General features: G+C 39.2%; 25 protein-coding genes. 10 read left to right on the plus strand and 15 right to left on the minus strand.

Annotation, left to right across the window (positions count from 1 at the left end; translation table 11 throughout):
- The first annotated feature begins 12 nt into the window (after nucleotides 1-12).
- From FZF08_RS11690 to FZF08_RS11710, 5 genes are all read left to right on the plus strand, one after another.
- Nucleotides 13-1212, plus strand: coding sequence for a hypothetical protein (locus tag FZF08_RS11690; protein WP_159468892.1), 1200 nt, complete (start codon nucleotides 13-15; stop codon nucleotides 1210-1212).
- A gap of 150 nt (nucleotides 1213-1362) precedes the next feature.
- Nucleotides 1363-1752 carry an FdtA/QdtA family cupin domain-containing protein gene (locus FZF08_RS11695; RefSeq protein WP_159468894.1) on the plus strand — a complete coding sequence of 130 codons (390 nt, stop codon included), beginning with the start codon at nucleotides 1363-1365 and terminating at the stop codon, nucleotides 1750-1752.
- Entirely contained in the window at nucleotides 1749-2846 is a 1098-nt protein-coding gene (locus tag FZF08_RS11700; RefSeq protein ID WP_159468896.1) for a DegT/DnrJ/EryC1/StrS aminotransferase family protein, read from the plus strand. Before FZF08_RS11695 ends, FZF08_RS11700 begins: the two co-directional genes overlap by 4 nt.
- Entirely contained in the window at nucleotides 2843-3763 is a 921-nt protein-coding gene (locus FZF08_RS11705; protein WP_159468898.1) for a glycosyltransferase family 2 protein, read from the plus strand. The genes FZF08_RS11700 and FZF08_RS11705 overlap by 4 nt, the downstream gene beginning before the upstream one ends.
- Nucleotides 3760-4518, plus strand: coding sequence for a bifunctional 2-polyprenyl-6-hydroxyphenol methylase/3-demethylubiquinol 3-O-methyltransferase UbiG (locus FZF08_RS11710; protein WP_159468900.1), 759 nt, complete (start codon nucleotides 3760-3762; stop codon nucleotides 4516-4518). The genes FZF08_RS11705 and FZF08_RS11710 overlap by 4 nt, the downstream gene beginning before the upstream one ends.
- A 14-nt stretch (nucleotides 4519-4532) precedes the next feature.
- Here the strand turns inward: FZF08_RS11710 and FZF08_RS11715 are convergent, their stop codons facing one another.
- On the minus strand, nucleotides 4533-5930 hold the full coding sequence (locus FZF08_RS11715; protein WP_159468902.1) for a sodium:solute symporter family protein: 1398 nt from the start codon (nucleotides 5928-5930) through the stop codon (nucleotides 4533-4535).
- Nucleotides 5931-6081: 151 nt separating this feature from the next.
- Here FZF08_RS11715 and FZF08_RS11720 point away from each other — a divergent pair, with 151 nt between their 5' ends.
- Nucleotides 6082-7437, plus strand: coding sequence for an alpha-L-fucosidase (locus FZF08_RS11720; protein WP_159468918.1), 1356 nt, complete (start codon nucleotides 6082-6084; stop codon nucleotides 7435-7437).
- Between the two features lie 73 nt (nucleotides 7438-7510).
- Here FZF08_RS11720 and FZF08_RS11725 read toward each other — a convergent pair whose 3' ends face one another.
- The 8 genes from FZF08_RS11725 to FZF08_RS11760 form a co-directional block, all read right to left on the minus strand.
- The gene (locus tag FZF08_RS11725; RefSeq protein ID WP_159468920.1) at nucleotides 7511-7810 is read right to left on the minus strand and encodes a hypothetical protein; all 300 of its coding nucleotides are present in this window, start codon (nucleotides 7808-7810) and stop codon (nucleotides 7511-7513) included.
- A gap of 218 nt (nucleotides 7811-8028) precedes the next feature.
- Nucleotides 8029-8328 (minus strand): Dabb family protein, encoded by a 300-nt coding sequence (locus FZF08_RS11730; RefSeq protein WP_159468922.1) that lies wholly within the window; start codon nucleotides 8326-8328, stop codon nucleotides 8029-8031.
- Nucleotides 8329-8355: 27 nt separating this feature from the next.
- Nucleotides 8356-9447: a cell wall metabolism sensor histidine kinase WalK gene (locus FZF08_RS11735; protein ID WP_159468923.1), complete on the minus strand. Its 1092-nt coding sequence runs from the start codon at nucleotides 9445-9447 to the stop codon at nucleotides 8356-8358.
- Nucleotides 9448-9596: 149 nt separating this feature from the next.
- Nucleotides 9597-10079, minus strand: a complete 483-nt coding sequence (locus tag FZF08_RS11740; RefSeq protein WP_159468925.1) for a hypothetical protein — start codon at nucleotides 10077-10079, stop codon at nucleotides 9597-9599.
- Between the two features lie 129 nt (nucleotides 10080-10208).
- Nucleotides 10209-11483, minus strand: a complete 1275-nt coding sequence (locus FZF08_RS11745; protein ID WP_159468927.1) for a Glu/Leu/Phe/Val dehydrogenase — start codon at nucleotides 11481-11483, stop codon at nucleotides 10209-10211.
- 302 nt (nucleotides 11484-11785) lie between these two features.
- Nucleotides 11786-13600 (minus strand): translational GTPase TypA, encoded by a 1815-nt coding sequence (gene typA / locus FZF08_RS11750; protein WP_159468929.1) that lies wholly within the window; start codon nucleotides 13598-13600, stop codon nucleotides 11786-11788.
- 213 nt (nucleotides 13601-13813) lie between these two features.
- A complete protein-coding gene (locus FZF08_RS11755; RefSeq protein ID WP_159468931.1) occupies nucleotides 13814-14083 on the minus strand; it encodes a DUF2442 domain-containing protein in 270 nt (89 codons plus the stop codon).
- Nucleotides 14084-14085: 2 nt separating this feature from the next.
- Entirely contained in the window at nucleotides 14086-14349 is a 264-nt protein-coding gene (locus FZF08_RS11760) for a DUF4160 domain-containing protein (protein WP_159468933.1), read from the minus strand.
- Between the two features lie 191 nt (nucleotides 14350-14540).
- On the opposite strand from FZF08_RS11760, the gene FZF08_RS11765 reads away from it, so the two are divergent.
- The 3 genes from FZF08_RS11765 (at nucleotide 14541) to FZF08_RS11775 (ending at nucleotide 17278) form a co-directional block, all read left to right on the plus strand.
- Nucleotides 14541-16133 (plus strand): M28 family peptidase, encoded by a 1593-nt coding sequence (locus tag FZF08_RS11765; protein WP_159468935.1) that lies wholly within the window; start codon nucleotides 14541-14543, stop codon nucleotides 16131-16133.
- A gap of 93 nt (nucleotides 16134-16226) precedes the next feature.
- A complete protein-coding gene (locus tag FZF08_RS11770) occupies nucleotides 16227-17093 on the plus strand; it encodes a TraB/GumN family protein (RefSeq protein ID WP_159468937.1) in 867 nt (288 codons plus the stop codon).
- 17 nt (nucleotides 17094-17110) lie between these two features.
- Complete coding sequence (locus FZF08_RS11775) at nucleotides 17111-17278, plus strand: hypothetical protein (RefSeq protein WP_159468939.1); 168 nt, start codon at nucleotides 17111-17113, stop codon at nucleotides 17276-17278.
- Between the two features lie 29 nt (nucleotides 17279-17307).
- On the opposite strand, the gene FZF08_RS11780 is transcribed toward FZF08_RS11775, so the two are convergent.
- Complete coding sequence (locus FZF08_RS11780; protein ID WP_159468941.1) at nucleotides 17308-18765, minus strand: NADH-quinone oxidoreductase subunit N; 1458 nt, start codon at nucleotides 18763-18765, stop codon at nucleotides 17308-17310.
- A 157-nt stretch (nucleotides 18766-18922) separates the two neighbouring features.
- Between FZF08_RS11780 and FZF08_RS11785 the strand changes: the two genes are divergently transcribed.
- Nucleotides 18923-19558, plus strand: a complete 636-nt coding sequence (locus FZF08_RS11785) for a hypothetical protein (protein ID WP_159468943.1) — start codon at nucleotides 18923-18925, stop codon at nucleotides 19556-19558.
- Nucleotides 19559-19637: 79 nt separating this feature from the next.
- On the opposite strand, the gene FZF08_RS11790 is transcribed toward FZF08_RS11785, so the two are convergent.
- From FZF08_RS11790 to FZF08_RS11810, 5 genes are all read right to left on the minus strand, one after another.
- Nucleotides 19638-20126 carry a hypothetical protein gene (locus FZF08_RS11790; RefSeq protein WP_159468945.1) on the minus strand — a complete coding sequence of 163 codons (489 nt, stop codon included), beginning with the start codon at nucleotides 20124-20126 and terminating at the stop codon, nucleotides 19638-19640.
- Between the two features lie 49 nt (nucleotides 20127-20175).
- The gene (gene ffh, locus FZF08_RS11795) at nucleotides 20176-21498 is read right to left on the minus strand and encodes a signal recognition particle protein (protein ID WP_159468947.1); all 1323 of its coding nucleotides are present in this window, start codon (nucleotides 21496-21498) and stop codon (nucleotides 20176-20178) included.
- A 133-nt stretch (nucleotides 21499-21631) separates the two neighbouring features.
- Nucleotides 21632-22444: a mechanosensitive ion channel family protein gene (locus FZF08_RS11800; RefSeq protein ID WP_159468949.1), complete on the minus strand. Its 813-nt coding sequence runs from the start codon at nucleotides 22442-22444 to the stop codon at nucleotides 21632-21634.
- Nucleotides 22445-22601: 157 nt separating this feature from the next.
- Nucleotides 22602-24173 carry a PepSY-associated TM helix domain-containing protein gene (locus tag FZF08_RS11805; protein WP_159468950.1) on the minus strand — a complete coding sequence of 524 codons (1572 nt, stop codon included), beginning with the start codon at nucleotides 24171-24173 and terminating at the stop codon, nucleotides 22602-22604.
- A gap of 5 nt (nucleotides 24174-24178) precedes the next feature.
- On the minus strand, nucleotides 24179-26518 hold the full coding sequence (locus FZF08_RS11810) for a TonB-dependent receptor (protein ID WP_159468952.1): 2340 nt from the start codon (nucleotides 26516-26518) through the stop codon (nucleotides 24179-24181).
- Nucleotides 26519-26602: the final 84 nt, after the last annotated feature.

The following is a 26602-nucleotide window of genomic DNA, read 5'->3' on the forward strand; positions in this document are numbered from 1 at the left end:
CCTAACTAAGACATGTTATTTGAGGATTTTTACCATTCTTTGGGCAGAAGAATTGAATGTGAGTTGGCGTCCGAATATTGGCTTTGGAAACTAGTTGCCTTCTCGGTCCTTGTTTCCTTATTTCTTGCTTTTCCTCCTTATACTTTATTACTGGGTCATCTCAGTGAACACGGCATGAAACTGGATGCCTGGGTTTTTGTTCAAAACCAGAGCCAGGATCTTTTCCATCCTCAGGATATGGATTTTGATGTGCGCCGTGAAAATATGATTTTTCGTTGGGTACTGCCCATTTTATCTTTTCTTACAGGGCACAATATCGTCATCATTGTTTTATTGCAATCTGTTCTTGGGGTATTTTTCATATATAATGTAGGGCAATGGATTTATACCCTTTCAAAAGATAAGATAACAACCAGTTTGTTTGTTATCTCCATTGCCAATATTTTCGTTTGTACCTGGACATTTGCCGATATTTACGGCTATGGGGATGGTTTTGCGTTCTTTTTTCTTTTAGTCGCGTTATTGAACCGTAATCCGGCTATTATTTTTACTGCATTACAAATAGCCTTCTTTACAGATGAACGAGCCGTAATAGCCGGTGGCTATTTGTTACTTTTTCATATGTTGATCAAGGCTTACGAGCTCAAAGATTTTCGCTTTGTTACACTCCTGAAAAACATGTTATCAGGAAATAATGCCTGGGTCTGGCTGGCGTGGGTCTTTTATTTTGCTGTTCGCTTTTATGTAGGGCAAAAATATTTTCCAAATCACAGTTATTCCACATTAGGTACTCCGGTTTTATTTGCCGATGCCCACCGTTATGGCTTGGGAAGTAGCTTATGGACGGCATTTGAGGGGATGTGGCTGGTTATGGGCGGAGCAATCCTGGCCTTATGGCTTACTAAAAGATATAATTTGTTATTAGTGGTAAGTGTTGGTTTCGTCGTCCTGATAGCCACAGGTATTTACGTACACGATATCGACAGGGCATTGTCTTACGGATTTCCGTTTTTATTGATGGCCATTTACGTACTTTTTCAAACCGTTTCATTACGATCAATAAGGCTGATACTTTTTTTTACTGCGGTGATTTGTGTGATTCATCCCATGGTTTATTACATGGGGTATAATAGAATTTTGTGGATGGAACCGTTTCCAGTCAGAGTATTTATGTTACTGGATTACTGGATGGGCTGGAATTTTTTTAGCTGAAATCGTTTTATCTGCACGTTTCGTATATCTGTGAAACAAAATAATATTGCGGTAAAAATTTAATGAGATTTATTTTAGAACTTTGATCATAACCCAGTTGAAAAGCACAAACCCCTAGATTTATATTTAAACAATATAATTAATCCATCTATGCCTTCATTATTACAACTAGACACTTTTAATTCTGATTCCGGTAACCTTACAGTTTTTGAAAAAGTTATGCCGGGTACAATCAAGAGAGTTTTTTATATATACGGAGCTTCTGAAATGAGTCGTGGAGGACATCGTCATCATGCTACCTGGAACGCTTTGATCTGCCTTCATGGAAGCTGCCATATTTATAGTAACGACGGAAAACTGGAAGAAAACTTCACGTTGAATAATGCAACCACCTGCCTCATTTTAGAACCAAAGGATTGGCATGTAATGGATTCATTCTCAGAGGATGCAATTCTTTTGGTGCTTGCAAATGAATATTATGACCGCGCAGATTATATTGATGAACCTTATCTTATGCATTCGCGGGAGCTGTCGCTATGATTCCTTTTCTGGATTTGAATGAGATCAATAAACCCTACGTCAGGGCTATTGAAGAGGCCTCTTTGCGCGTTTTGCGCTCTGGCTGGTATATTTTAGGTAAAGAATTACAAATTTTTGAAAAGTCATTTGCTGACTATTGTGAAGCAAAATACTGCGTTGGCGTTGCCAACGGGCTGGACGCGATAGGGCTGATTTTACGTGCTTATGATTTTCCAGAGCGAAGCGAAATTATCGTTCCGGCCAATACGTATATAGCATCAGTGTTACCGGTAAGCTACTTAAATTTAACACCGGTTTTAGTTGAGCCTGATCCCGTCACCATGTTGATCGATCCGCATAAAATTGAGCAGCATATTACGCCGCTTACTAAGGCAATCGTATGCGTGGATCTCTACGGCCGTAGTTGCGAAATGGACGTGGTTATGGACATTGCAATTCGTAATCATTTAAAAGTAATTACGGATGCGGCGCAGGCTCATGGTGCATTTTATCAAAACCAAAAGGTCGGTAGTATAGCACATGCAACGGCTTTCAGTTTTTACCCGACAAAAAATCTGGGTGCTTTAGGAGATGCCGGCGCGGTAACAACTTTGGATGCTGATCTGGCTGAAAAAATAGAATATCTGCGAAATTACGGATCCAGGGAAAGATATAAAAATGAGTATTTGGGTGTTAATAGTCGTTTGGATGAAATACAAGCAGCTATTCTGAATGTCAAATTGCCGTTTTTGGATAAAGATAATACCAGGCGACGGGAAATAGCTAAGCGCTATTTGGCAGAAATAAAGTTGCAAAATCTTGTATTACCTCCTGCGGATAGGATTAGTGAAGACGCCTGGCATCTGTTTGTGGTGAGGCACTCGGACAGAACATCCTTAATACGGCATCTTGATCAGGCGGGTGTACAAACTAATGTGCATTATCCGTTGCCAGTTCATAAACAGAAAGCGTATGCAAACCTGAATCATCTGGAATTACCAATTACGGAAAAAATTCATGATCAGGTTGTAAGTCTGCCATTAAATCCGATATTGACGGATCAGGAAGTTTCTCATATCATCAACGCAGTAAATTCGTTTGAAAACCAACAATGAAACTATCCGTCGTCATACCGGTTTACAACAGCGAAACTACAATTGAATCACTGGTTGTTAGGTTACAAAAGGAATTAGAAGATATTTCATTTGAAATTGTCATGATAAGCGATGGCAGTTCAGACGGTTCCAACAAAATCTGCACCCGGTTGTCTACCCAATTCAGCAATGTAAGATTTATAGCCTTACGTCGGAATTATGGAGAATTCAATGCCGTGATGTGTGGCTTAAACTGGGCTCAGGGTGAATTTTGTGTGATGATTGATGATGACTTTCAAAACCCGCCGGATGAAATTATAAAACTTGTCAAACTAGCAGAAGATGGAGATTATGATGTGGTTTATAGCTACTATTTAAAAAAGGAACACGCCGTGTACCGTAATCTTGGAAGTCGGCTGGTAAACTGGATTACCAGTTACTCATTGAAAAAGCCGAAGAATTTGTATCTATCCAGCTTTAAATTAATTCGCAAGGAAGTAGTTGAAGAAATAATTAAATACAAAGGACCGTATCCATACATTGATGGCTTGATCTTCAGGATAACCAAAAATATCGGGACGGTTGAAGTAGTGCATCAAAAACGGGAAGAGGGCACTTCAAATTATACCTGGCGTAAACTGATTTCTCTTTTTCTTAACATATTGTTTTGTTATTCCTCGCTTCCCATTCGCCTTTTTATGCCAATTGGTTTGGGTTTATTCGGGCTTGGTTTTTTCTTCCTGTTATTTTTATCGGGGCAATGGATTATTGGGCCGGACCCGAAAGGCTGGCAGGTAGTTACCGCAGCAGTGTTATTTATTGGCGGAATTCAGTGTACGCTTTTAAGTGTTTTGGGAGAATATATAGGGAAAAGTTTTATGGCACAAAGTGGACAGCCGCAGTATGTTATTAAATATAACAGCGAAAATATTCTATGATTAATAACCGGGCTGAATATCAGCGAATGTTTGAGGTTGAACAAAAATTGTGGTGGTATCAAATCCTTCATGAAAAAGTTCTTTATCAAATTAAAAAACAGTTTAAGAAAAACAAAAACATTACCATTCTGGATGCGGCATGTGGAACGGGCGGACTTCTTTCTTTTTTTCAAGCAAATGATTACCAGCATTCCATTGGTTTTGATTATTCCCAACATGCGATTGAATTTTCAAAAGAGCGAAATCTGGATGTTAGTTTTGGAGATTTGAAAAATGTAGATTCTTTTAGGCAAGGAGAGACTTTTGATGTGATTTGCTGTAACGACGCTTTATACTTTCTGGACGATGAGGAAATAGTAAACGCATTGAAGGCATTCAAAAAACGACTTAATCCAAATGGCCTGATTTTGATCAATATTCACGCACATGAAGCTTTCTCTGGAACACACGATGTTGCGGTAGGAAGTTCAAGAAGGTTTGTTTTAAAAGATTTTGCAGGATATGCCAAAGCTGCGAACTTGAAAATTGATAATCACACCTACTGGCCTTTTTTTCTTTCACTTCCCATATGGCTGGTCAGAAAATGGCAGCGGCATCAAATGCGCTCAGGAAAAATTAAGAATGATGATTTACATTCCGACGTAAGTTATCCCGGAGATTTTATCAATGGAATTTTAAAAACGATCACGGTTATGGAAAGTGTTTTCCTTCCAACAGCTCCTTTTGGGAGTTCCTTGTTTTTGATATTGAAATAATAAACACTGTTAAATCATTCACCAGAACTCGTTAATATATTTATCTGGAAAACTTTTTCCAGATAAATACCAGCGAACATTGCTAAACCGCTTGCGAGAAGCCCGTAAATAATGGGTGGATATTCCGTATTTGTCCACACGGATAGCAACCAGATTACTAATCCGGCTATCATCGACAGAATACAACCCAGCTGGTTGGCTTGTTTCCAGTATATACCTGCTGCCAGAGGAATGAAAAGAGAAACGAGGCTGAAAGCGGATGATTCAGCCACCAGATCAAAAATACTTTCACGGGTGACAGCTATAAAAATGCAGATACTTGTAATGAAAACAATTCCAATCCGGATTATTAATAATAATTGCTTGTCTTTGAGGTCAGGACGAAAAAATTTGATAACATTTTCTCCCAAAATCGCGGAGGGGGCCATAATAGCACTGCTTGTAGTACTTAAAATCGCAGAAACCAAAGCGCCGAAGAAAAGTATTTGTAAGGGCAAACCGGTATGAAGTAAAACCATATTTGGGATAATCATCTGGCGGTCATTTCCTAATTCGGGATATAAATGATGCCCGCAAAGTCCTATAAATAAGGGAAGTAGCGCTACGGTCAGGTACATAAAGGATGATAGCATAGTCGCCTTAACAGAAACGCTAGCTGATTTGGCAGACATTACCCGCTGAAAAACATCCTGCTGAGGAATAGATCCCAAGCCAATCGTTATCCACGCAGCAAAATATTCGAGGGAATCTTTAAATGTAAATTGTGGATAAGGTCTGAAAAAATCTTTTGGCGCGGACTTCAAAAGCGGAGCAAAACCACCGACTTTTAGATACAAGACGATGGCAACAATAAGTAATCCAACAATGATCATAATGGTCTGCAAAAAGTCGGTAACTGAAATGGACCACATGCCGCCCCAGATTGTATATAAAATGACAACGAAAGAACTCAGTAAAATACATTCGGTTAATGACCAGCCCAAAATTACTTTCAGGACAATACCCATGGCGAGTAATTGTGCTGCAATCCAGCTGAAATAAGAGGGGATGATCATGATAGCAGAAAGCAATTCTGCCGGACGCCCGTATCGTATTTTGAAAAAATCACAAAAGGTGATAATGTTCATTTTGTAAAATTTTCTTGCAAAAAATAGGCCTACCAGAAATAGACAAAGTGCTGCTCCAAAAGGATCTTCAATTACACCGAGCACGCCTTTTTCAATAAACTCCGCAGGAGCTCCCATAATTGTTTCGGAGCCAAACCAGGTAGCAAAGGTTACAGATGCTGCAAGGAAAAGAGGTAAACGCCTTCCTGCCAGTACAAAGTCCGCCGTAGTATTAACTCTGCGGGATGCCCACAAACCAATTCCAAGATTTAATAATAAGTAAGCAATGATTGCAAAAGCGAGCATATCAGAAATAGGAATATAAAGCTATATGCAATTTTACAAACAAATTTGCAGACGGTCTATTTTGCCATAGTTTATAAACAAAAGACAATCATTTTAGAGTATTTTATATCGATTTTTGCATCCTTGACTTACATCTAGTATTCTTAAATTTATGATCAGACGAATATTTTTTCTAGCATTATTTTGTAGTTTTTCGTTTTTAGCACAATCCCAGCAACAAGTTGTCAATAATCCTGAGCGCGTCAAATGGTTTCAGGACCTGGGTTTTGGTATGTTTATTCATTGGAATGTTGATGTTTCTCTGGGCGCGGTGATCAGTCATTCTCTCGCCGGTGCATCGGATGAATATGTGGAACGGTACATGAAGGAATTGCCAACTTTTTTCAATCCAAAGAAATTTGATCCCGACGAATGGGCTACGCTGGCGCGTTTGGCGGGAATGAAATATGTTGTTTTTACTACTAAACATCATTCCGGATTTTGCATGTTTGATACGAAATCAACAACTTTCAATGTGATGAATACGCCTTTCAAACGCGACGTAACAAAAGAAATTATTGATGCATTTCGTAAGCAGGGAATAGCGATAGGTATTTATTTTTCTCCGGAAGATTTTCTGTTTTTTCATCAAAACGATATTCCATTAGGCAGATTACAAAACGAAAAACAATTCCCGATGAATAATCCAAAGCTGATGGATTATGACAAACAGCAGGTAAAGGAGCTTTTGACGAATTACGGAAAAATTGATATTATGTTTTTTGACGGGCCGGGCGACGGGCTTCGTGAATATGCGTGGAGTATCAATTCTGATCTCGTTATTACAAGAGATGCCATGAATACGCCGGAGCAAAATATTCCCGATAAAGCATCACCTCGCCCCTGGGAAGCCTGTTACACAATGGGAACGGATTGGCAGTATAAGCCTACAAATGATCCTCAAAAATCGGGGACCGAGATCATTAATATGCTGATAGAAATCAGGGCTAAGGGAGGGAATTTTCTCTTGAATGTCGGTCCAAAACCAAATGGTGAAATCCAGATTGAACAGGAAAGTTTGTTGAGAGAAATTGCATTATGGAATTTTACGAATCGTGAATCCATTTATGCAGTAAAACCTTTGCCAATAATCCATGATAAAAATATCTGGTTCACACAGTCGAATGATGACAAATACATTTATGCTTTTGTCACAAGAAGTTCTCCCGAAGAGTGGAAATATGGCGAGCGCAGGGATTTTCTTTTGCCTATGATTGAAGGAAATGCCAAAACAAAAGTGAGTATTCTTGGCTATAAAAGTGAACTGGTAGAATATGTGAATAATTTTGATGCGTCCGTTAAAGTCGCACCAACACCAATCGGATTAGGAATAAGTGCCGTAAATGGGCAACGTTTTTATACAAACCGAAGATGGCCAAATGCTGTTGTTATGAAAATCGAAAATGCGAAATTTAAAGCACCAGTTGAAGCAAAAATATCGAAGTCAGGAATTGACGGAGCAAAGTAATTTTTTCAATCCATATAAAAACGAAAGAGCCGGAAAATCAGTTTTCCGGCTCTTTCGTTTTTATATGTTGTAATTACCGTGGACCGTGTCCACGATCATTGTGACCATAGCGATTATTTCTTTGTCTGTTGTAGCTACGGGAGCTATGTCTATCGTAATTTCTTCCTGACCGGTAATTATTTCTATATACCACTCTTGGTGGGGGAGTAGGTCTCACAACCACTACCGGCCCGGGTGAGCGATAGCCATATCCGCCGCCGTAACCATAGCCGTTATCATAATAAGGAGCGCGTGAATGATAAACGCAGGATGAAACGCTCATTGCTGCGATAAGTATACCGATATATAAACTAGCAATTCTGATCTTTTTCATGATTCGTTTGTTTGATGTTGTTGAACTGTAACGATGATATAACAATAAATTATATGGATTAGTTACAGTACTTAAACATTCAAATATAGTTATCCACAGTTGTTGACAACCCTAAAAGTTGATCCATTGGCTTATATTGTCCTTTTTAAAGCAGATATCCACAAGTTATCCACACCGGTACTGTGGATAACTTGTGGATATCTTTTTGTGAATATTTGTTAAGCTTCTACGTCGTAGATTACAACCTTCTCCCAAAGGTGCGCGCAATCTGCAACAAACTTTGTATGCAAGGGATGCACCTGGTATACATCATGGCCAGCTTCGTCATCAAAAATCATAATTTCGGCAAAATCATAACTCGCGTCGATAACCGGTCTGCGTGTGGAAGCTGGTGTTCCAATGTAAACAGATACTATGGATTCGATACCTTTTAATGTTTCCAGGCCAGCGCGAAGCGCTTTCTGTGCTTCTTCGTTCTCTTTATCTTTAAGCCAAAAAAATACGTTATGAACAAACATGGGAAAAAATTTATGGTTGGTAAAAAATTAAGAATTCGTCTGTGTAATAAAGGATTCTTCGTGATCAGCGTGTGTCGTACCCTGGAAAACTTTTTCAAGCTTAAAGGTAAACGTGGTTCCTTTATCCGGTTTTGACATCACGGCGATTTTGGTATCGTGGGCATTAATAATATGTTTCACGATCGCCAGACCTAAACCAGTTCCGCCACGTTCTTTGGACCTGCTTTTATCCACACGATAAAATCGTTCAAATATACGGGTTAAGTGTTCCGGTGGTATACCCGGACCGTTATCACGTACAGAAATTTCTACGAATTTTTTACCGCTGTTAAAATGTACAATCACTTTTCCGCCTTCATTTCCATATTTAATTGCGTTTTCTATAAGATTTAACATCACCTGTTCAATTCGGTCAAGATCTGCTTTTACCCAGACTTCGGCCATGTCATCTGGTTTTACTTTCAGTGTTATGTTTCGGTCTTCCGCGATATTTTCTAATCGCCCGAAAATATTCAGACTTAGCCGATGCATATCTACCGGAGCGATATTCATCTTGATATCACCCGTTTCCATTTGAGAAAGTACCAGCAGATCTTTCACCAGTACATCCAGGCTATCCAGATTTTTTGCCGCTTTTTTCAAAAAACGTTCGCGAACATTTTCATCATCCATCGCACCATCTAAAAGTGTGTGGATAAATCCTTGGGCAGCGAAAATCGGTGTTTTGAATTCGTGGGAAACATCAGCAAGAAATTCTCTGCGGAATAATTCAAGCCTTTTCAGTTCGTCGATTTCTTTCTGTTTTTTAGAAACGTAAACAAAAATCTCGTCATTCAGGGTTTTGAGAGGATTCAGTTCCTGGATCAGCTTTTTACGCGGAACCATATTGAAATCCTTCATTTTAAGCTTGTGAATGGTACGGTACATTTTGTTTACTTCCCTGAAAACAATAATGTCAATCGTATAAAGAACCAGAAAAAAGGATGCAATAAAACATGCGGTTGCGACAACGAAAAGCATACTTCTGTTGACGCCATCAACAAATGCTAAAAACGTTGTGGTGATCAGGGAAATGACAAAAGCCAGTATGAGGGCAATGAAGCGTGGACTCAGCGACATAATTGGAATTAACGTTCAGTCTGCAAATCAATGCAGTAATATTGTTCGAATAAAAAGATAAAGTTAACATTCTGAAAGGAATGAATCTCAATTTACCGACAAGAACGTGGTTTGTTAATATTCAGGTAATATATGATTTCGGAAATGAATCACTTAGCTCCCCGCGTTTCAAGGTTTTCGAGAAGGATAGCGTATTTTCTACTTTTTTTATTAAGCTGATCAATATAAATAAGAGCAAAAACCACGAACTGAATGATAGCAAATTCTATTAATCTGGAAGGAGACTCTTCAATTCCGGCCCAGCATAACACAAGTGCGGTGTACAAAATAAGATAAGGCAGTATATTGACCGTTATAACCTTTTTTTTTTGTATCAGCTTAATGACGCTGTCAATTTCTTCCTTATTTTCGGGAGCATTGAAATGGATATTTTTTGCAATTTTAGAAATCGAAAAATAATTGCTGTACATAAAAATGCAGAACAAAATAATAACTGAGAGCCCTGCGATTAATAAATAGGAAGTAATGAAAAATAAGGAAAAGGTACAGATTAGTACGATTAGTGGAAGTATGAGAATTCCTTTGCTGCGTTCCTGAATGGAAGTTTTGATCTCAGCTAATTCATTTTCCATAATTCGGGGAGGTTTGGTGAATGTTGTGGAAATATATCGATAATTTGCTGATAATCAAATTTTTATACTTTTAAATAAAAAGGAGAAAGACAGTCCGCCTTTCTCCTTTTTGTCAACAAATTACTAAACTTAAAATCCCCCACGGAATTTATAAGTACTCGACACTTTATCAATTGCAACGATATAAGCAGCAATTCTAAGTGAGACTTTATATTTCAGCGAAACTTCATAAACCTTATCAAACGCATCTTTCATAATCCGGTCGGTACGGCGGTTCACACGTTCCAAGGTCCATTTATATCCGATACGGTTTTGTACCCATTCAAAATAAGAAACGGTAACACCTCCAGCATTCGCTAAAATATCCGGTACAACCATAATTCCTTTATCGTTGATAATATCATCAGCCTTGAAAGAAGTTGGTCCGTTGGCACCTTCCACAATCATTTTGGCTTGAATACTTTCTACATTTCTACGGGTGATCACGTCTTCTTTTGCAGCAGGAACAAGCAAATCAACTGGTAGAGAAAATATCTCGTCTCCCGAAATTAGTTCTGCACCGGTAAATCCTTCCAGAGAACCTTTGTTTGCGTCACGGTAAGCCATTGCCGCTGCAATATCAATTCCTTTATCATTATAGTAAGCTCCGGAAATATCGCTGATCGCGTGAATGCTGACACCTCTTTCGCGTAATAAAGACGCAGCGTGTGAGCCCACATTTCCAAAACCCTGAACAACGGCTGTTGCTCTGTAAGGATTGATGCGTAATTTTTCCATACCAGCTAATGCGGATACCATGACACCACGTCCTGTGGCTTCTGTACGTCCCAAAGAACCGCCTAAAACGAGCGGCTTGCCAGTAACAACTGCCTGTACAGTCATACCTTTAGCTTTGGAATATTCATCCATCAGCCAGGCCATTTCTCTTGGTCCAGTTCCCATATCGGGTGCAGGAATATCCTGATCGGGTCCGAAAACATCGAGTAAAGCCAAGGTGTAACCGCGCATTAAACGCTCCATTTCACCAGCAGACATTTCGCGTGGGTTACAAGCTACGCCACCTTTTGCACCACCATAAGGAATATCCACTACGGCACATTTCCAGGTCATCCACGCAGCAAGTGCACGAACTTCATCAATGTTCACATCCGGGTCAAAACGGATACCGCCTTTACTCGGACCAAGGATCGTCGAGTGAATCACCCGGTATCCTTCAAAAACTTTTATTTTGCCGGAATCCATCGTGACAGGAATTCCTACGGTAACCTGCTTGCGCGGAACTTTCAAAATATGATACATCTCATCAGAAATGCCTAAAAGTTCTACTGCTTTGTCAAATCGCTGCATCATAGACTCCAACGGATTTTCCTTATCCTTAATTGGAGCCGGTTCTATATATGCCATTTCAATGTTAAATTAATAATCTGATAACAAGTATGTTAATGAATTCTTATCGTTTGATAATACAAACATACGCGTTTTCAACATATTAAAAATAAAACCTGTTCAATCTTGAAAATGTATAAAATATTGCCTTAAAAATATTATTTTATACTTTTTCACAATATTGAAACGATGACACTGCATAATGCGCTCTTTCCAAATATTTCATATGGTTTATATGAAAATTGAGAATGAAAAAAAACAAAAAAAGGAGCACAAATTTGTGCTCCTTTTTCAATAAAAATTTTGATTCAGCGATCTGACTAAACCATTTCGATTTTAGCACCGAAACGTTTACGATCGTTTTCTTCAAGATATATTTTCCGCATACGCATGCTTTGCGGAGTTACTTCAAGATATTCGTCTTTCTGGATATATTCCATTGATTCCTCCAGAGAGAAATTAATTTTTGGAACGATACGAAGTCCGTCATCCGTACCAGAAGCACGCATGTTGGTTAATTTCTTCGCTTCCTGCAAGTTTACAACGATATCATTTGGACGAGTATGTTCTCCAATTACCTGACCTGCATAAATTTCTTCACCTGGTTCAACGAAGAAACGTCCGCGATCCTGCAATTTATCAATTGTGTAACCGGTTGCAGCTCCTGTATTTTTCGAGATAATTGATCCACTGTTACGTCCTGGAATTGGTCCGCGGAACGGCTCAAAACTTTTGAAACGGTGTGTCATTGTAGCTTCTCCTTGTGTTGCAGTAAGCAAGTTAGAACGAAGACCGATTAATCCGCGAGAAGGAATTTCGAATTCCAAATGCTGCAAATCACCTTTTGGTTCCATAATCAAAAGTTCACCTTTACGTTGGCTGGCTAATTCAATTACTTTACCCGAAGAAGATTCAGGAACGTCCACTACCAATGTTTCAATTGGTTCAAGACGTTGTCCGTTTTCGTCTGTTTTGAAAAGAACCTGAGGCTGTCCAACTTGCAATTCATAACCCTCACGACGCATCGTTTCGATCAAAACTGACAAGTGAAGAATACCACGTCCAAATACCAGGAATTTATCTTCAGTATCTGTTGACTCAACACGAAGTGCAAGGTTTTTCTCAGTTTCTTTCATCAAACGATCACGTAAGTGACGAGATGTTACAAACTTACCTTCTTTACCATAGAAAGGCGAGTTGTTGATTGTGAACAACATGTTCAATGTTGGCTCATCAACAGAAATACGTGGAAGTGCTTCAGGGTTTTCAGCATCTGCCAAAGTATCTCCGATTTCGAAATCTTCAATACCTGTTACAGCGCAAATATCACCTGCTTCAACTTCACTTACTTTCACTCTTCCAAGTCCTTCAAAAACCTGAAGTTCTTTGATTTTTACTTTTTTGATAACACCGTCTGCTTTACAAAGAGACATGTTAGCACCTTCTTTCAAAGTTCCGCGCAATACACGTCCGATAGCGATACGACCAACGAATGCATTGTAGTCAAGAGACGTAATCTGCATCTGCGGAGTACCCGGATGGATAATAGCAGCAGGAATTTGTTCGATAATAGTATCCAGCAAGTAAGTAATGTTGTCCGTAGGAGTTTTCCAGTCAGGACCCATCCATCCTTGTTTTGACGAACCGTAAACGGTTGTAAAATCTAATTGGTCTTCTGTTGCGCCCAAGTTAAACATCAAGTCAAAAACGCTTTCCTGAACTTCTTCAGGGCGACAGTTTTCTTTATCAACTTTGTTAACAACAACGATTGGTTTCAAACCAAGCTGAATCGCTTTTGTTAAAACGAAACGCGTTTGAGGCATAGGACCTTCAAATGCATCCACGAGTAACAAAACACCGTCAGCCATTTTAAGTACACGTTCCACTTCTCCACCGAAATCGGCGTGACCTGGTGTGTCAATAACATTGATTTTGTAGTCTTTGTAACGTACCGAAACGTTTTTCGAAACGATAGTAATACCACGTTCGCGCTCAAGATCATTGTTGTCAAGAATCAGATCACCGAATTCCTGGTTTTCACGAAAAAGCTTCGAAGCATGAATGATTTTGTCGACCAATGTTGTTTTACCGTGGTCAACGTGCGCAATGATTGCGATGTTACGAATGGATTGCATTGTTTTATGAGTCAATTGTTTACGGTTAACAGCAGGCACAGTAATAGGTGCCCCCTGGCTCGCCGCTATGCTGTGTTCTTGCTGAACTTTCTGAAATAAGGTGCAAAGATAAGGAGTTTTTTCGCTGAATAACAGTAATTTACAATTTTTTTATTGTTAACAATTCAAAAACGCCATTTGGGCTGAGAGAAGTGCAAAAAATTAATAAAAATATTAGATGGTTGCTATTTCAGGATAAGACATATTATAGAGATTATCCGGATCGAAATCCACACCGTTTTCCCAGGTTAATGTGCCGTAAGAATCGAGTTGTACGGATTTAAAATATTCTTTATTTGCAAGATGGCTAATTAGCCCGTCATTTATTTTTTTATACTTTTCAATTATACTATTCAGATCAACCGTCCGAACTTCTCCAGTGTTAAATAAACAGGAAATGTTATAATCCTGAACAGATAGTATTTGTTTAATGTAGTAGAGCATAATTAATGCAACGGTTCGATTTTATTCCAGGATTTTAATTCTTTTCCCAGATTTATAAAATTCTCCAATAATTCTTTTTCGTGAATACCAGCCCAGGTCTGAACGAGTTTTAGCTGTTTGGCTGGTAAATATCCTTCAAGCAGATCGGCACTTTTTATATCGATAATTGCTTTAAAATCCTGAAATTCTGCATGAAAATGAGGAGGATTATGATCGTCAAAAAACATTCTGATAATAATCCCCAGGAAACGGCTAATTTCTGGCATTACTTTATTTTTAGTGTGTGTTGTAATTTAATTACCTTAAAATTAAGAGCTTGAAAGTTAGAAAACAATCAAGTAGCCGATAGAGGTAACATCAAAATATGTTTAAAAATTCATAAGCATAACAAGAATTTGGCTTTCGTCCATGTCTTTGTTTTCTTTGCACGAATTCTATTTCTTTTCTAATTCCCACTATGAACAAAAACATACTCGCAGGAATGTTCCTGATGCTCACGACTTTGAGCTATGCGCAGGATGATGCGACAAAATATGCCGAAAGTATTACCCCACAGGATCTTAAAAAACATCTGGTCATTATTGCGTCTGATAGCTTGGAGGGCCGGGATACGGGTTCACCGGGACAAAAGAAAGCGGCAGAATATGTTTCTAAATATTTCAAATCGTATGGTTTAGAGCCAATTGCAGATAATGGCGACGGAGCAAAATCATATCTTCAAAAATATAAGTTATACAAAAGAACCTATGGCGATGTTTTTGTAAAAATTGACGGTAAAAAATACACCTTCAATAAGGATTTCTATCTTAACGGCTTGTTAAGCATTCCTGAGGAAACTGAAACGCCGGTTGTTCTGGCTGGTTATGGCATTGAGGAAGGTAGTTACAGTGACTACGCGAATCTTGATGTAAATGGTAAATCTGTTATTGTTTTTGAAGGCGAACCTAAATCAGAAGACGGAAAATATCTTCTGAACGGTACTACTGAAAAAACGAAATGGAGCGGACCGCTTTCCTGGCAGCAAAAAGTAAAACTGGCACAGGCGAAGGGTGCGAAATATGTATTTATACTTACGGATAAAAGTGGAGATGACCTTGATAAGGAAATCCGCCAGCGCTCGGTAATGGCCAGAAGATTCAGTTCTCCGACTTTGAAACCGGTTCAGGAATCTCCCAATGGCATAGCATCTTTTGTGATTATGCCGGAAATGGCATATTCTTTGTTGAAAACATCATCTCAAAAGTTGAGCAAGATTAAATCGGAGCTGGACAAAGGAAATAAATCCACTGCAAAGGCTTTGACTGGTAAGGCTTCTTTCAAAGCAGAGCGAGTTACAGAAATCGTTAATACCGAAAATGTTGCCGGATTTATGGAAGGCACGGATAAGAAAGATGAGGTTTTGGTGATTTCTGCCCACCTGGATCATATTGGAATTTCGGCAAATGGTGAAATTAATAACGGCGCTGATGATGACGGATCGGGAACAGTTTCTATTGTTGAAATTGCTGAAGCATTCAGCAAAGCAAAAGCGGATGGAAAAGGTCCAAGAAGAAGTATTTTGTTTTTGAATGTTACAGGGGAAGAAAAAGGACTTTTTGGTTCGGAATATTATTCAGAAAATCCGTTGCTTCCACTTGCCAATACGATTGCTGATTTGAATATTGATATGATCGGTCGTGTGGATGAGGCACACAAAAATGATCCGAAATATGTTTACGTGATCGGTGCTGATAAATTATCGTCTGAGCTGCATACAATCAGCGAAGAGGCGAATAAGAAATATGTAAACTATAAACTGGATTATACTTTCAACGATCCAAAAGATCCGAACCGTTTCTATTACCGTTCTGATCATTACAATTTTGCAAAGAAAAATATTCCTGTGATTTTCTACTTCACAGGCGTTCATGAAGATTATCACCGCCCCGGTGATGATGTAGAAAAAATCATGTTTGATAAACAGGCACCAATTGTAAAGCTGGTATTTTACACGGCTTGGGAGTTGGCAAACCGTGAAGAGCGGATTAAGGTCGACAGTCATAAAGAATAGGTTTGAAAAAATTACAACAAAGAGACGCAAGGAATATCCAAAACTTTGCGTCTCTTTGTTTTTGCTACCCATCCATTATTTAATCGTTTTCAAATGAAAATCGGATCGTTCATTATTGGTCTTCTTTTATTGACCGGAATTGTTTTGGCTCAAAATGCACCTAAGGAAAATTCATTGCTTTGGGAGATTTCCGGAAAAGGACTTACCAAACCTTCTTATCTTTTTGGGACTATACATCTGATCTGTCCAGCTGATTTTTCACTTAGTGATTCCCTGAAAAGTGCTGTATCAAAAACGCAGCAGCTAGCATTGGAAATTGATATGGATGACCCGGGATTAATGGGTGCCATGACAAAAACAATGTTTATGGCTGATGGAAAAACGTTGCAGGGAATACTGACTGAAAAACAATATTCACAGCTGAGCCAATTTTATAAAGACTCGCTGGGGATGAGCATAACGTCATTTGGGAGAGCAAAACCTTTTATGATGATGGGGCCAATGTTTAATAAAATACTAGGCTGTGAGCCGCAATCCTACGAAATTTCATTGATGGGTTTGGCGGCAAAACAAAAGTCGGAGGTTATTGGTCTTGAAACAATTGAAGAGCAAATGGCTATTTTTGATACCATTCCCTATGATCGACAAGCGGAAATGCTGCTTGCCATGATCGACAAATTACCGGAAACAAAAACGGAATTTCATGATCTGGTTGAGTTATACAAAAAGCAGGATTTACAAAGTTTATATAACCTGACGCTAAAAAGCGAATTTGGAATGGACGGCCAGGATGAAGTAATGCTTTTTCAGCGTAACCAAAACTGGATTAAACGTATTGATAAAATCGTGCATGAAAAACCGACTTTCATCGCCGTTGGTGCAGCGCATTTAGGAGGTGAAAAGGGGGTTATTGCTTTGTTGAGGAAAGATGGTTTTAAGGTTAGGGCTGTTGGGAGATAAATTAAAAAGTATTGATTATGAAGAATCAAACTAGCATCAAGAAAATCGTTTTACCTGAAAATAAGGTTGATAAAGGAATTTCTGATATTTCTAATGATCCATTTCTTTTAAATAAAAAACAAAATGCGATTGATTTTTTGAAACAACATCCTATCCCGGAAGATATGCTTCAAAAACAGAAATAGGCATGAGTCGCTTTTATGCATGGTACTTATCAAAAAGCAGAAATCCAGCCCATAATCCATTCAGGATTGAAAAATAATAAAATCACTGCTGCCAGAAAAATACCGGCAATGATTTTTCCAACAACAGATTCATCTGGTGAGGAGCTCGGCAAATTCGAATTTTTGAAAAATAATAGATAAGGCAATCTCAGATAATAAGCCAGTGCAACGGCTGCATTTAAAATTCCTCCGATCATCAGCCATAACATCCATGGAAATCCCTGGTCGTGATAACTATCCCAAAGTGCAGAAAATATCAGCCATTTTGCTGTGAAACCTACGGTTGGCGGTAATCCGGCCAGAGCAATCATAACGACTGTCAGGGCACCAGAAATCCACATGTTTTGTTTTCCTAAACCTTCAAATGCCGATAATTCGGTTGTTGATTTTGGCTGCAATAAATCGATCAAAAAGAACGCTGCCATATTTACAACGAGATAAGATGCAGTATAAAAAACAGCTGTTTCGAACCCAAAGCGGCTATAAGATGCAACACCAACTAATAAATATCCTGCTTGTGCAATCGAAGAATAAGCCAATAATCGTCTTGCATTCGTCTGCCACAAAGCAGCCACATTTCCAATTGTGATACTGATCAAAGCAATCCCGCCCAGTATCGGGAAATATTGCGCTGGTAATACAGACGCCAAACGCATTAAAACCAGAATAACGGCTGCTTTTGGAGCCACGGAAAGAAATGAAACCAGGGGAGTAGGAGCGGCTTCATAAACATCAGGCGTCCAAACGTGGAATGGAACAAGAGATAATTTAAACAGTAAGCCAGCCAGCGTCATCAAAATCGAAGCGCTAATAACCAGATTCGAATTATTCATCAAACCTGCCGTTATTGCTTCACTTGTAATATCCATGGTTCCGGTAAGTCCGTAGATCAGCGAAATTCCATAAAGCATGACTGCGGAACTTGCAGCACCAAAAAGTAAATATTTCAATCCACCTTCTGCCGCTTTTTTATACGGAGAAATCGCTACCAAAAGATAACTGCTGATCGAGATAAGTTCAAGAGACAGATAAATCGTCAGCAAATGAGTGGACATTGTCAGCAGATTTAGTCCGGTAACAGTCGCGATGAGTAAGGCGTTAAATTCAGGAGGGAAATCGTATTTTAAGATCCGTACATGGATAAGAGAAAAAATCCAGGCCAGAATGATCATTACTTTAAAAAACACCGCCTGATGATCCAGGAATAATAACGGATGAAACCGGAATGAAGGTTTATCATTCCATTGTCCCAAAACAAGGGTAAGTGCTATCAGGCTTCCTGCAAACGCAAGATTTTGAAGCCAAAAGGAGGCTTTCTTTTTTTCGAATTGTTTAAATAAAACTAATTCAGAAAAAAGAAAAAAACAGAAAAACACGGCCAGGAAAATCTCAGGAGCAATTCCTCCCAGGCTTTGGCGTATATGGATGAGTTGTTCGTTTAAGTTCAAAAGCGCGGGTACAATTTTTTTGGCAAAAGTACATAAAGATGGTAGGGAATCTAAGCGATTGAAAGGAATAAACCAATTTGTTTGTTGATTTCAATCTAAGTAATGAGATAACATACCACTGAAAAAGTCAAATTTACAGTATAAACTAAATCATCTTATGAAAAATGTTCACCGGATTTTATTCATTGCAGCTTTATTTTTTACAATAAATGCAAAGGCCCAGGATTCCACCGGGCTCACGGGTACTCCGATAAAAGAAGTTCAGTACACAAGTGACAATTCACCTTACCTTACCCAGGAATGGTACAGAGGTTTGGTTCGGGATAAATCAGGGAAACCCTATGATGGTGTTTTACTTAATTATGACCTTGTAAAAGATCAAATTGTTTATAAAAATGATTCGAGTTCTTATGTTCTCGGACCGGAAATTGCAGAATTTAATATCCCGACCGGAACGGCACTTTATACTTTTAAACGTGGATTTCCGTCAGCTGCCGGATTAACCGACAAGAGCTTTTACCAGGTTTTGTATGATGGGAACACTAAGCTTTTAAAACACTTCAAAAAATCAGGAACCGGAGCGACAGAAGAAAGTCTTTATATTTTGAAAGGAGATAAATTGAATCCGATTCAATTGAAAGACAGAAACAGTTTTCTGAAAGTGCTTTCTGATGAAAAGAACAAAATGCAATATGTGATTAAAGAAGAAAATCTGGATTTCGATGGCGCAGACGATGTCGCCAAACTTCTGGCTGAGTATGACGCTTACAAGGCGGGACGAGGAGGGAATTAATTTTCTGTATAGTGCAATAGAAAAAGCCTGAACTGAGTTTACTCTCAATTCAGGCTTTCTCTTAATATCGGTTTAAATCTTACTGCGCCGCGTCCTCGATTTTCTTTTTCTTTTTGGTGAAAACATAAACAACACCGAAATGACTTTTCAAAACACCACTGTCAAATTTATCTTTCACGTAAGGATTTAATTCCAGCGCTAGTTGAATATTCCGGTTTTGTGGCAAAGGCTTGATGCGAACCCCGACATTCAAAGAATATCCATCCACCGTTACCAGATCGGCACTTGAATCAGCGATACGGTACAAGGGATTTAGTCGTACACCTCCGCCAATATACCATTGTGTTATTTCTCCTCTTTTGAAATTAATCATCGGAAGAATATCAACACTAAGGCTGCTGAACAATGAGTTTGTTTGGAAACGACCATCTACCCAAAATATCTTTCTCGGATTAGTACTTATCGTCAACAAATTACTCCAGGGATAATAACCCACCGATCCTTGCGCCATTAATCCCTCACGGCCGCAAACTAAAAAAAACACAATCAGGATCAGAAGTCGCTTCATGGATAAAATTGATGTTGAAAATTAAATGCTTTACAGTATTAAAATGAGATTAGCGGCGTAATGCTTTGCTCATTTTTCCGGCTGCCTGCATCGTATTCATTTTCTTCATCATCTTACGCATTTCATCGAACTGCTTCAAAAGATTATTTACCTGCAAAATTGAGGTTCCGCTACCCGTTGCAATACGTTTTTTGCGACTTCCATCGATCAAATCGGGATTTTCACGTTCCTTTTTTGTCATCGATTGAATAATAGCTTCAATCGGTTTGAATGATTCGTTGTCAATGTTCACATCTTTCATGGCAGTTCCCATTCCAGGAATCATACCGATCAGATCTTTCACATTACCCATTTTCTTGATCTGCTGAAGCTGGCCCAAAAAGTCGTCGAAATCAAATTTGTTCTGACGCATTTTTGCGTTGATGCGCTTTGCTTCATCTTCGTCAAATGCCTGTTGCGCACGTTCAACCAAAGAAATAACATCACCCATCCCAAGAATCCTGCTCGCCATACGATCAGGGTAAAAGGAATCAAGGGCTTCCATTTTTTCCCCAGTACTGATGTATTTAATAGGCTTATCAACAATCTGACGGATCGAAAGGGCCGCACCACCGCGGGCGTCACCATCTAATTTGGTAAGTACAACACCATCAAAATTCAAGCGTTCGTTGAAAGTTTTGGCAGTATTTACAGCATCCTGCCCCGTCATGGAATCCACAACGAAAAGAATTTCGGAAGGTTTTACGGCAGACTTGATATCTTCCACTTCCTGCATCATCACCTCATCCACAGCCAAACGACCGGCTGTATCGACGATGACAATTTTCTTACCGATTTTTCTTGCGTAAGCAACTGCGTTAGTAGCAATTTCAACCGCGCTTTTATTATCTGGTTCAGAATAAACCTCAACACCAACTTGCTCTCCAAGAACTTTCAACTGGTCAATCGCAGCAGGACGATACACGTCGCAGGCTACCAGAAGTACTTGTCTGCCTTGTTTTTTCAACAATGCAGACAATTTTCCGGAGAAAGTCGTTTTACCGGAACCTTGCAAACCTGCAATCAGAATAACAGCAGGATCTCCCTTGATGTTGATTCCTTCCGCTTGCCCGCCCATTAATTCAGTAAGTTCTTCCTGAACAATTTTGACGAACATCTGACCCGGTTCTACGGATATCAATATTTTCCGGTCCAGTGCTTTTTCTCTGATCCGGTCTGTAATATCTTTTGCAATCTTAAAATTTACGTCGGCATCAACCAACGCTTTACGAACCTCTTTTGTAGTAGCGGCAACGTTTATATCAGAAATGCGATCCTTCCCTTTTAAAGTACGAAAGGCATTGTTTAGCTTATCCTGTAAGTTTTCAAACATAAATTGGTATGGATGAGATCGGAACTTGAATTGAAATAATTCACAAAGGTATAAATAAAAAGAGGAGTACAGGAAAGTTCATTCCCGTACTCCATCATTTTATTCGATTTTTACTTATATAATTGATGAAATGTCATTGTTTTAGTGCCACACTTAGCTCAGCTGGTTTTGGTGCGCCAATTCCATCTGCTGCATATTGTTTGCTGATTCCCTCATTTACATAGTAATAGGTATCCCAGTAATTTTCACTTAGTGTCCAGACACGCACGTCAAAGAAAATTGCGTTTTCCGTTAATTTCGTAACTAAAATATCATGTTCAACATCTTTCAAAGCAGTTGGACAGGCATTTGTAACTTTTCTGATTGATGCTCTGATCGCATCCACACCATTTTGACTGCCGGCTGCAAAAACCATATCAACCCGTATTTTTCCTTTTGTTGAAATATTAGTAATCGGCGCTGTCGATAATGCTCCGTTTGGAAGAATAATCGTTTTGTTATCAACAGTGACCAGGATTGTATTAAAAATCTGGATTGCTTCTACCACACCTGTAAATCCTTGTGCATTAATCAAATCCCCAACCCGGTATGGTTTGAAAATGAGAATTAAAACGCCTCCCGCAAAATTACCCAGACTACCCTGCAAGGCAAAACCAACGGCCAAACTGGCTGCTCCAAGTACTGCAACAAAAGACGTAGTTTGAATGCCCAGAATCCCTGCAATACTTAAAAGAAGCATTACATTCAGCATCACACTGATCAGTGAATTCAGGAATGGCTGAACATCACGGTCAACGTGCCGTTTATCCATTAATCCACTTACCATTGAAGTGATTTTTCCAATAACAATCCGTCCTATGATAAGAACCAGGATTGCTAATAAAATTTTGCCGCCATACTCGGATGCCGTGGCAATGATCTGAGCCTTGATAAGGTCGTAATTCATAATTTTGAGATAGAGAATATAAATGGTTTACTTTCCGGGTTTAGACAAAGAAATATCTGTTAAGTCACAGGGGCTGGAAAATAAAATATTTTATAATCTTAAACACATCCTTAAAAGTCAGCGGGATAATTTTATCGTTATCCCGCTGACTTTTAAATTATTTGATTTTTATAAAAATAAGAAGTCCCAGAATGCTGATAAGTAAAACGCTCATAGCGGCGGCCGTCATGATACCATCCCGCATATTTTTACCTAGAAAATCCAGATAACTGAATTTGTGTAAAAACGCGAAACTGAAACCTTCTTTTCGTGCACCGTCATTAACTTTTGTGGAAAGTCTGCCGGTCGTTGTTTCGATATAGTATGCGATGTGATCCGGTGTATCGTAGGAAAGTTTTACAACAGGCAGGCGTTTATTTACAAAGCCATATTCTCCGGCAAATTTCGTGATCAGTTTTGTATCCAGAATAGAAGCCTCGGAAATTGTAGAATTTGAACTTGTCTCCATTTCCGCACAGCAGGCTTCCGCACTACTATTTTCCATACTCGAAAATCTGTTTGCTAAAAACCTGGCATATTTAAAGTTGCCATCTGGGAGTAGTTTTCCATTCTCAATATGTACATAATCAACTTTTGTTGTGTTGGTCTCTTCATCTTTTCTGGTGATTTGCCAGAAAATATTTTCTCCCCATTTGGCAAGCGAGATATTAGAAATGCCGCTAAGATCAATCATCGCTGCTTTTTCAATTTTATCCGTCCTGATGATCGGCTCGTAAACAAATTTTAAACGTTCATCCGGTGTGAACTTCTGAATGGCGTGATAGGCGCCTGAAAATGCAAAAGTGAAAGTCACAATACTTGACCAAAGTCCGATGGAACGGTGATATTTTCTTAATAAACTCTTTGAATTTCCACGTTTGGCCTGCTTGAATTTTTTCCACATCAAACCATAAATAACCAAACCTGCTACGGCTGAGAAAACGATAATACCAAGGAAAAATAACATCGCAATAATCCTGACGGAATTATTGGCAATCATATCCATAAAACCCCAGTCATGGAAAGTGCTGAAAACCCAGATAAATATTTTTCTGCCCGAGTCGTTAAATGTAGCAAAACGACTTTGGCCGGTTTCGACATACACATCCATTTTATCGGCCCGGTCAAAGCTGACTTTGTAAACCGGTAAAAACCTATTCACGAATTTATACTGATCTGTAAATTCAGTAAGATAAGTAATCGAATTAATTTTGGATTTCTGGTCGCTGAGCATAAAACGTGCCATGTTTTCAGCAAATTTTTTATCGCCGTCAGCTAGTTCTTTTCCAGTGGCGGTGTTATAATAATGCAGGTTGTTTTTGGCATCTTTTACCTGGTAATAATTATTGTTGTCAAACTTCACCAGTCGAAAGTTTTTGAAAGACAATAGGTTATTTTGATCCAAAACCTGAGGCAGTGAAAGTTTTAAACTTTGATTGTCTACCATCTCCGATTTATAAAACTCATTAGGTATTGAAACCTTGAACCAATGAGACATGAACGGGTGCATAATACCCGAGGCTGTCCAGAAAATGGTAGGTACAATCGCCATCAGTCCCAGAATTCTGTGCCAGCGATAAATATTTCTCCGTATTAATTTGTTAACCTTTTTGTTGAAAGAATCCTGTTGAGAGATATTATTTATAGCAGAATCTGCCTGAAAAGACAAAATCTTTGATTTGTTTTCCATGGTGATTATCGTTTACCGTTGAAATTGTATTGAATGCCCATAATGAAAGTCCGGGGAGCGGCTGCATTGTAGGTTGTTCTGTCGGTGGCATTATTTCCTCGTGTCGCATTTGTGGCATATAGGACATCGGTCAGGTTAAGAATATTGGTAAAAACTTCAATGGCTTTCCAATGGTAGCCAACCCTGAAATTCAAAACATTATAACCTTCATAACGAACTGTATTGACCTGATTTTGATAATAACCCGCCACATGCTGCCATTCCATGGAAGCCCGGAAGTTTTTGAACCAGTTTGGGTAATAGGTAAACTCGGAGTTCCAGATCCAGCGAGGTGATGAAGGCATATCCTTACCATTTACATTTTTGATCGCATCGGCTTCACGGTTACTCAAAATAAATTCTTCATAGCGGTGAATCGCCGTTGTACCGCCAAAACGGAAGAAATATTCTTTGCTTGGTTTGTAAGTAAGGCCAAATTCAATACCTCGGTGAAGCGTTTTTCCGGCGGATTGATAATCGTAAGAATTATCTGGCAGACGAACATTTAAAAGCTCGTTCCTTCCATTCATTTGGTAAAATGCTACGTCGAGATAGACCTGGTTTTCCAGCATAGAAGCCCATCCGCCGATTTCAGCATTGTTAAATTGTGCCGGTTGAAGATTGTAATAGAACAAATCCCCGTTTGGAAGCGGTGTGGTACGTTTTCTGAAAATGGATGTCAAACCGGGAGGTGAAAAGCCACGGGAATAATTGGCATACAATCCTTTACCTTTTCCTAAATCATAAGTAACTCCGATTTTTGGTGTAAACTGACTGTACGATTTATTCCCAGACGTGCTGTCAAGATAATTGGTATAGTTAAATGCCATCCGGTCGTAAGGAAGTCCGGCAGAAAAGCGAAGTTTTGAGACAGGTTCAAAATCATATTGTGCATAAAGTGCCGAATTCTTTATGTCAGCTTGATAATCCGAATTACGTATATCCGGGCGTTCCTTTACAATGGTATATTTTTCAACCGATTTCTTATCGGCTCTTAACTGCGCTGCCAGGTCAATCTGGTACGACCAATAAGTGGATGGTGAAAAATCCAGTACTGTTCCGGCAATCAGTTTGGAATTCATAAAGTTAAACCGCTGGCTATGCTGTGCGATCAATCCGATGCTCTTGAAATTGCTGGAATTAATTTCTCCCTTTGCAGTCGCTTGTCCGCTTACCCATTTGATACCATAACTTGGATTCTGACCATGCTCATTTTTTCTGGCAAATGCTGTCACAAAAGTTTGTGACCCATTATTCCAGTCTTTTTCATAAGTCAGTCTTGTGCGCAGCGCTTTTGATTTCCGATATGTAAAATCGGTAGTGCTTACGTATTGGCGCGAATAAAAGGCGGTACTGTCGACACTTCCGCTGGTCTGGGAATCATAATAGCTATATGCAAAAGTGTAGATTAAGCGGGAAGAAGGCGTGAATTGATATTCCAGACGCGTATTAATCGAATTTTTGTCGTAGTCTGAATTTTTCATCCAGCTATTGGTTTGTTTGGAAGTAAAACCGCCAACATACACTCCGAATTTTCCAACCGTTCCACCGGCGCCATATTGTAACCGGCGGTATCCCCACTGGTCAGCCTGAATTCCAATTTTTGCAGTCGGAACCGAAGTTGGTCTTTGTGTGATATAATTGATTGCGCCACCCACAGCTTCCGGACCGTAAATCGATGAAACCGGGCCTTTCACAACTTCAATAGAACTGATCGCAAATTGATTAAATTCTAAAATGGAATTATGGTTAAAAACGCCCATCGGTCGAATCGGGATGCCATCTTCCATGTAAAGAAAATAAGCATTGGTTGTAAAAGGCTGTCGGATGGACATTGAATGCTGCTCATTTCCCAGGTTCACCATCATGACGCCCGGGACTTTATTGATCAGTTCAACCATTGCTGTGGCCTTTGCTTCTTCAATCATTTTCGGCGTTAGTTTTGAAATCGCAATAGGCGATTCTGTCCGTAAACTTGCTTCTCTGTTTCCCGTTACAATGACGGATTGAAGATTTTCAACGGCCGGTTCAAGAGCAATCCTTAGTGGTTGGTTGTTTTTTACAGCGACTTTAATTGTGTTATATCCGACGCTCGAAATTGTTAAAATGCTGGTTTCCGGCAAATTCGGTAATATAAAGCTTCCGACATGATTCGTTGTTGTTCCGCCAACGGATGTTTGAACCGTTGCGCCGATAATGGGTTCTTTGGTTTGCGCGTCAAATACTTTTCCTGTTGTATTTTGTGCAAAGGAATTGACTGCGAGTAATAAAACGACTGTTATTGCCAGTAATATTTTTTGTTTCATTTCTGAAATGATTGACTTTCGGATGTAAGAAATAAGGGTACAATATTCCCGCGAGGGATTCTGGTACTGCATAAAATGAAAAGT

Source organism: Dyadobacter sp. 3J3 (genome assembly GCF_009801115.1).
Lineage (GTDB): Bacteria > Bacteroidota > Bacteroidia > Cytophagales > Spirosomataceae > Dyadobacter.

Coding starts and splice junctions, on each gene's coding strand:
- FZF08_RS11765 (WP_159468935.1), top strand. CDS start 14,541: ATGAACAAAAACATACTCGCAGGAATGTTCCTGATGCTCACGACTTTG.
- typA (WP_159468929.1), bottom strand. CDS start 13,600: ATGCAATCCATTCGTAACATCGCAATCATTGCGCACGTTGACCACGGT.
- FZF08_RS11690 (WP_159468892.1), top strand. CDS start 13: ATGTTATTTGAGGATTTTTACCATTCTTTGGGCAGAAGAATTGAATGT.
- FZF08_RS11805 (WP_159468950.1), bottom strand. CDS start 24,173: ATGGAAAACAAATCAAAGATTTTGTCTTTTCAGGCAGATTCTGCTATA.
- FZF08_RS11735 (WP_159468923.1), bottom strand. CDS start 9,447: ATGTCGCTGAGTCCACGCTTCATTGCCCTCATACTGGCTTTTGTCATT.
- FZF08_RS11760 (WP_159468933.1), bottom strand. CDS start 14,349: ATGCCAGAAATTAGCCGTTTCCTGGGGATTATTATCAGAATGTTTTTT.
- FZF08_RS11800 (WP_159468949.1), bottom strand. CDS start 22,444: ATGAATTACGACCTTATCAAGGCTCAGATCATTGCCACGGCATCCGAG.
- FZF08_RS11720 (WP_159468918.1), top strand. CDS start 6,082: ATGATCAGACGAATATTTTTTCTAGCATTATTTTGTAGTTTTTCGTTT.
- FZF08_RS11725 (WP_159468920.1), bottom strand. CDS start 7,810: ATGAAAAAGATCAGAATTGCTAGTTTATATATCGGTATACTTATCGCA.
- FZF08_RS11810 (WP_159468952.1), bottom strand. CDS start 26,518: ATGAAACAAAAAATATTACTGGCAATAACAGTCGTTTTATTACTCGCA.
- FZF08_RS11695 (WP_159468894.1), top strand. CDS start 1,363: ATGCCTTCATTATTACAACTAGACACTTTTAATTCTGATTCCGGTAAC.
- FZF08_RS11745 (WP_159468927.1), bottom strand. CDS start 11,483: ATGGCATATATAGAACCGGCTCCAATTAAGGATAAGGAAAATCCGTTG.
- FZF08_RS11710 (WP_159468900.1), top strand. CDS start 3,760: ATGATTAATAACCGGGCTGAATATCAGCGAATGTTTGAGGTTGAACAA.
- FZF08_RS11730 (WP_159468922.1), bottom strand. CDS start 8,328: ATGTTTGTTCATAACGTATTTTTTTGGCTTAAAGATAAAGAGAACGAA.
- ffh (WP_159468947.1), bottom strand. CDS start 21,498: ATGTTTGAAAACTTACAGGATAAGCTAAACAATGCCTTTCGTACTTTA.
- FZF08_RS11755 (WP_159468931.1), bottom strand. CDS start 14,083: ATGCTCTACTACATTAAACAAATACTATCTGTTCAGGATTATAACATT.
- FZF08_RS11740 (WP_159468925.1), bottom strand. CDS start 10,079: ATGGAAAATGAATTAGCTGAGATCAAAACTTCCATTCAGGAACGCAGC.
- FZF08_RS11770 (WP_159468937.1), top strand. CDS start 16,227: ATGAAAATCGGATCGTTCATTATTGGTCTTCTTTTATTGACCGGAATT.
- FZF08_RS11790 (WP_159468945.1), bottom strand. CDS start 20,126: ATGAAGCGACTTCTGATCCTGATTGTGTTTTTTTTAGTTTGCGGCCGT.
- FZF08_RS11785 (WP_159468943.1), top strand. CDS start 18,923: ATGAAAAATGTTCACCGGATTTTATTCATTGCAGCTTTATTTTTTACA.
- FZF08_RS11700 (WP_159468896.1), top strand. CDS start 1,749: ATGATTCCTTTTCTGGATTTGAATGAGATCAATAAACCCTACGTCAGG.
- FZF08_RS11715 (WP_159468902.1), bottom strand. CDS start 5,930: ATGCTCGCTTTTGCAATCATTGCTTACTTATTATTAAATCTTGGAATT.
- FZF08_RS11775 (WP_159468939.1), top strand. CDS start 17,111: ATGAAGAATCAAACTAGCATCAAGAAAATCGTTTTACCTGAAAATAAG.
- FZF08_RS11705 (WP_159468898.1), top strand. CDS start 2,843: ATGAAACTATCCGTCGTCATACCGGTTTACAACAGCGAAACTACAATT.